The organism is Prevotella sp. HMSC073D09 (genome assembly GCF_001814145.1).
Lineage (GTDB): Bacteria > Bacteroidota > Bacteroidia > Bacteroidales > Bacteroidaceae > Prevotella > Prevotella conceptionensis.
Genome location: NZ_KV815095.1, coordinates 13,140 through 18,852, shown reverse-complemented (window position 1 = coordinate 18,852; position 5,713 = coordinate 13,140). Strand labels below are relative to the sequence as shown.

8 protein-coding genes are annotated in these 5,713 nt (G+C 38.8%); all 8 read right to left on the bottom strand.

The features are described 5' to 3' along the window. Positions 1–708 precede the first annotated feature (708 nt). On the bottom strand, positions 709–1,347 hold the full coding sequence (locus HMPREF2955_RS08065) for an SH3 domain-containing protein (protein ID WP_009231936.1): 639 nt from the start codon (positions 1,345–1,347) through the stop codon (positions 709–711). A gap of 360 nt (positions 1,348–1,707) precedes the next feature. After that, positions 1,708–2,085: a DUF6984 family protein gene (locus HMPREF2955_RS08060; RefSeq protein ID WP_009231937.1), complete on the bottom strand. Its 378-nt coding sequence runs from the start codon at positions 2,083–2,085 to the stop codon at positions 1,708–1,710. Between the two features lie 181 nt (positions 2,086–2,266). Next, entirely contained in the window at positions 2,267–2,605 is a 339-nt protein-coding gene (locus HMPREF2955_RS08055; RefSeq protein ID WP_044078442.1) for a hypothetical protein, read from the bottom strand. Positions 2,606–2,631: 26 nt separating this feature from the next. Continuing rightward, the gene (locus tag HMPREF2955_RS08050) at positions 2,632–2,934 is read right to left on the bottom strand and encodes a hypothetical protein (RefSeq protein ID WP_044078443.1); all 303 of its coding nucleotides are present in this window, start codon (positions 2,932–2,934) and stop codon (positions 2,632–2,634) included. 85 nt (positions 2,935–3,019) lie between these two features. Continuing rightward, on the bottom strand, positions 3,020–3,433 hold the full coding sequence (locus HMPREF2955_RS08045) for a hypothetical protein (protein WP_009231938.1): 414 nt from the start codon (positions 3,431–3,433) through the stop codon (positions 3,020–3,022). A 98-nt stretch (positions 3,434–3,531) separates the two neighbouring features. Next, positions 3,532–3,906, bottom strand: coding sequence for an Imm40 family immunity protein (locus tag HMPREF2955_RS08040; protein WP_070722504.1), 375 nt, complete (start codon positions 3,904–3,906; stop codon positions 3,532–3,534). A gap of 375 nt (positions 3,907–4,281) precedes the next feature. After that, positions 4,282–4,851, bottom strand: a complete 570-nt coding sequence (locus tag HMPREF2955_RS08035) for a hypothetical protein (RefSeq protein WP_139145515.1) — start codon at positions 4,849–4,851, stop codon at positions 4,282–4,284. 340 nt (positions 4,852–5,191) lie between these two features. Further along, the coding region (locus tag HMPREF2955_RS08030) for a hypothetical protein (protein ID WP_083317669.1) at positions 5,192–5,713 on the bottom strand (522 nt) is incomplete at its 5' end.

Sequence of the window (5,713 nt, the reverse complement as noted above, 5' to 3'; positions counted from 1 at the left end):
ATTCTCGCAGAGGTTTGTTTTGATGCAAAAAGGGCTTAGTTTGTGAATACGAAAAAATGAATATTTATTTCAAGAAACCGCCATTTGTACCACATTTCGGGCTATTTGCTGCTAAATATAGTGCAATTTGCTGCAAAACGCAGTGCAATATGCCGCAAAACGCAGTGCGTTTTGGTGCTAAATACAATGCGTTTTGATGCTAAACGCAAGGTAAAATGGTGCAAAACGCAGTGCGAAATGTGGCTAAACGCAAGGCGAAAAGCATAAATATCCACTGAAATAGTATAAATAAAACCTTGCAGAGCCATGAAAGACAGGGCTGAAAAGGGCAAAATAGTCGTTAAAAAGTGGGTTTTTAGGGGTTAAAAGCAGGTTGTTGGACTTGAAAAATGACGGTCTGGCAACCAAAATAGAAAGGCTAAATGGTGCAAAATGCAGGCTTTGCTCTTAAAAACAGACAAAACAAGAGGCGTGAGAAACTAGAAATAGTGCCCATTTACCTACTTTTTGGCCCATATTTTCGCTAGAACGGAGTGAAAACTAGAGCACCTTTGTAAAATAAAAGATAACAATTTAAGCTTTTGAGCTGGTGGTTTTTTGGGGGTGGTGAGTTGATGAGTTGGTGGGCTGGTGAGTTTGTGTATTCAGGAGTTGGTCGTCTGATGCGTTCGTTATTTTCCATTGCCACTTGTCTTTAATGTTTGCTTATCAAAGCATAAGCTTCTCCATTTTCCTTTTAATTTTTGTAGGACATTTATCGTATGGGAGTATTCGTGAGCGATGAATATAGCCTATGCACGGTCCTCCATCCCTAAGAAAAACTCTATACCAATCACTGCTTAAGATTGGGGTATAGAAAAAGATTTTATCCTTTTCTATCTTTGCCTTTACCTTAAACGTCGTAGATGGTCCTTCTCTAATGAATGTAAACCCATCAGGATCGTTAATCACTGCGGGAAACCTCATATAGTCTTCTTTGTCTAGAAGATTACGTCCCTCGCCATCATACACACAATTAATGTCTGCGCATTTAAAGTTGCGAGGCGGTTCGGTATTCACCATAAAATACAGTGCTTTGTCTCCCAAATCAAGCATCACCACAGAATCTAGCGGGTTGCCGTAACTGAACACTCGGGCTTTTGCGATTGCTCCAACAACAAGCCCATGACCCTTGCCTTGATAGAGCGATTTCACAGAATAAAAACTGTGCCCAATGCTAATACTATCCAGCTGTGCCCCCTCCACCACCTTGTAAAGATCTTGTATGCAATCCTTACAAGAACGTTGAGCATGTGCAGAAAGAAGGCAAATGCTTGCTAACATGAATATGACGAAGTTCTTTTTCATTATTCTAAGTTTGTTTAGTCGATACACTTTTGTTATGCTAAATTACGTTCCTTAACTTCACGTACAAAATTGCTTGCAACACTTGTTGCAGAACAAATCTCTCCCATAGGTTACCTACAACATTGTAAGCAAAAACGCACTTTTTCAAACCTTCGATGTCTAATTTTTCCGTAAGAGTTCCAAAGGCTGTTGACGGTGGATTTTATCAACTGCGTGCAAGAAAAGTAAGAAGTGGGGCGCGGCGTATGCCCCACCACTTAAACGGATTCCATAGCCTTAAAGTTAAGCTCTTACAGATGGTGTTGGCTGAGAGCTAATGCTCTAAGCGCAAAGGCAAGTGCGTGTTCACCACTGTTTTACCTATTTTCCCATTGGGATGTCTTTGAACTTATCCGTGCTACTTAGTAATGAGAATATCTCTGGTCCACCGCCTTTCCATAAGTCTAACTCACAGAGGCATCCGTCATCATCAACAAGAAGATACGCAGCGACACCTTTATCATCGGCATCGTAAAACATGCAATCAGAAACCACATGGCTAGGTTTGCACTTCACTGGTTCTCCATTATTCATCGCTATTGCAATCGGTCCAATTTTATCATCTGTGGTGGGTTCAGCCCATACGCCCTGTTGCCATTCGTGGGCGAGTGGGTACTTGGCCTTTCTTGCTAGAAACTCTATTAATAGCAACTCTTCGGGAGTTGGCCGTCTAATGGTATTTTTATGTCCAATTGCCATCTGTCCTTAACATTTACTTATCAAAACATAAGTCTCAACATCTTCATTTAAATTTCTGAAGAACGCCCATTTAGAACTCTGCAACACCCATACTTTCAAAAATATTGATTATCAACAAGCTATCTATTTAAAAATCCCTTGTAGAGGAGTTTTGCATAGATCCTGTAAAAACAAAGCCTGTTCATCTTACACGAACATATTTCCCCACACCTTCATCATTTCTTGTAAAAAGCGTATCATTTAGAATACTTATTATGTCTTTTTGGGGTGCAATTCCATCAAAATACCAGGTAAGAGTATCTTTATTAAGCGAATATCGAACAGAGGGTTGTCCGTCTTCATCAACAAAGTATATTCTATCCCGAGTTATTCGTAACCAAACAACCCCATCTAGGCTCCAGTATCCATACAGGCTCTCTTTCTTAACAATGGCATTTTTATTCTCATTTAAGTGCGGATTGGTGCTTGCAATACAGCAAGCAAACAATATCACGAACATTGAAATTACAATCGCTTTCATTTCTTTATATTTTTATAAATTGTTCATTATTGCGGTATCTCTATATGGAAAACAGGATCTTTCGTTTTAGTCCAAGGATCTAAAACACGAGATATTTTTACGTTATTTATAAGACTCTTATGGAATGCTCTAGGATTAGAAACGGAACTTGGTGAAATATCTATTACATTAAGTTTGTTAAAATCGGCCCAGCCTCTCTTCCATGATAGGCTCTGTCCATACACTTTGTTACAAATCAGTTTTGAGTGCATATTGAGCTTTTGTGCTAAATACCCAACCAAGAGCAACTCTTCGGGAGTTGGTCGTCTGATGCATCCTTTGTTTTCCATTTGCTGTTTGTTTTTTAGTTTAACCAAACACGTGAGTTTTCAGAAGCCTTTGACAAGCCATTCGCTTTTACGCGTAGTCATTTAATTATTGTCCATTTACATCATTAATAGGCACAAACTTCTTTAGTTCCCTATCATGGCGTGTGGAGTTCCACAAAAGATCAAACGTTTCTTTAGTTATCAGTTGATAATTAAATTTCTTAAAGAAATTTATATCGCAATCAAGATCCGACCAATAACCATAGTTTCTCTCATCAGGCAGCTTAACAATGAGATTCTTATTCGTGTCGAAACCCATTTCGCGAACTGCTTGATGAAATTCTACATCATCGTATTCTATAAGCCATTCGGCCACAAAATCAATAGATTCTTCAAAGTCTGGATTGGCTTCGAGATGATGAAACAGCTTTGAGAAGAGCCTTCCTAGGAATGATCTTTTCTCTTGTTTACTAGCATCATCATGACAAAATGGCTTGAAATGAAATTTGAAGTATATCATATAGGCGAAACGTTAAACGTATTTCTAAAAATCAAGATGGTTTCAAATACTAACAATAGTCCCTTCTAATCTTGTTAGTTTTATTACAAATGTTCCATTTAAGATTGATTGTTCAAATCAAGTATCACGAGTTCAAACAGCACATCCGAGCCTTCCTCGTAACATCCCTTAGTCACACTATCTAGTACGATCTGAATATACTTAATGGCTTCGTCACAACTATTATCAGTATACTCTTTTATTAGTTCATCGCACTTCCGCTCGTAATACCACCCGTCATCTGTGGGATAGACTCTTGTAGGGTCATTTTTCTTTACATACACATCGCCACCCAAAATTGGAGTAACTTCTTCGCGCAAAATATTAACCATTCTCAATGCATCATCTGGTAAAAATGCAACAGAGTAAACTCCATATTCTTGCAAAGATACATATTTAATTCCATAATGGTCAGCTAATTCTTTAGTTGTCATTGCTTTTATTTTTCTTTTATAGCCTCTCCTAAGGTTGCGGTTTGCAATCTTAGGGAAGGCTTGTTTAATACTACCAAACTTAATGGCGAGTTATGTCCGAAAGAAGAATGTAGGCCTCGATAGGATGCCTTACCTTTACATTAAAGGTTATGCAACTACAATTGGGCAGAAGTCAATATTCCAAAGAACAAGGGCTGACGTATGCTTGTCACCATTTAAGTGATTTGTCTATCGGAGCATCTTCGAACTTGTCCATGTTACTTGACAAACGTATCTCGGAATGGTCTCAAACCAAGATATTTGTCGCCAAAATCTTTTAATTTCCATTTCGTTATTGTGGTAGATGATCCAGCTCCGTACGTGAAAACGACAACATTACGTTGGCGTGTCACTGCGAAAAAGGACGTTTTCCACCTTGTTGTATAGATTTATAACCTGAAAGAAACCAATGAAGTCATCGTCTTCTAATATGGCAACTAACGCTGATAGATCTTCAGGAAGGAATGTTTTCACACCAGAACTAGCTGCGGAAAAGAATTGAATCCAACCAACGCCACCTAAACTCTTATCTTTTTTCAACACGATTGACTCTGTACTGAGAAAGGTTTTGCCTTGATCTAAGGCCTTAACTTTCATTCTTCCTAGGCGGGACATACTCAGGAATACCGAGTCTGTAAAGTCTTCTTTTATAAATTCGGATGGCGACTTTGCAGTTCCTCCAAGCTGTGATGTAAGTTGGCAAATCGCGATATGGTACACGTAAACACTGTCAAAGTCTCTCCGTTCTTTGCTTTTGCGGATAAGCGTGCAAACCCGTTTATTGAGTTCGCTTGTTTGTTCCCGCGTATAGTAAATAGAATGCTGCCTATTAAGTATTGTGTATTTTGGAAGCGATGCGCAGCCTATGAGTGGTATCACCGCTATAGATAATAGTATTGCTTTCATCGTTTTATAAGCCAAATGTTTCCGGTAAAATGCCGTGCAATTAAATTTGAAGTATATCATTATATTCAAACCCAGTTACAGCTTTTCCTTTTTCTTCCTTTGCTGTTTCATTCTTTGCTTATATGCTTTCCAGTCCGCCTTGTTCTCCCACATGTACTTATTCAACTTACAGCCAAAATTAGTGGAGGGGGCAGGTTGGTGGCAGGGACAAACTGATAAAGGATGTCACGCCCGTTCGGTTTATCTTCTTTACCAGTGTAATCCACCCAATGCTCTAACAGGAACACAACGCTAAGCATACTGTTATACAAGATAAATTCTTCATACGTCTTATTAACGGCTACTGCCTGTTTTCTTTTCTCATTTCTTTCATTCTTCTTTTATAGGCTTTCCAATCTTTCTTGTTCTCCCATAAATACCTTCTCAGTTTACCTGCAAAGTTTGTAGAGGGTGGAAGGTTATCTGCGGGAACGAATTGGTAAAGAACATCGTGATCTGTTATGAAGTTATCGCCTTTCGGCATCACCCATGTTTGTTGAAAGAAAAGTAGGTGGTTTCTATCTAGAATCTTAAAGAGCCGCTTTATCAAAAAAATTCTAAGCATGTAACTCAAATAGAAGTTTACTTCTATCGTGTCATTCTTAACCTTATAATATCCGCCAGGTGCGTTGAAACCACGCTTTGAAATCAATATTTCATTCAGCAGACTGGTATGCGGACGTTTTTGTTCATAAGTAGAATCTTCATCCTTGAAGTATATGCCTCCGTACGTCCCATCCGTGTAGAGAATAAAGGGTTCTAGCGGACTGCCTGGCATATTCTTTTCCCTTACATAATAGCCATCAATATTTACCTTTTCATC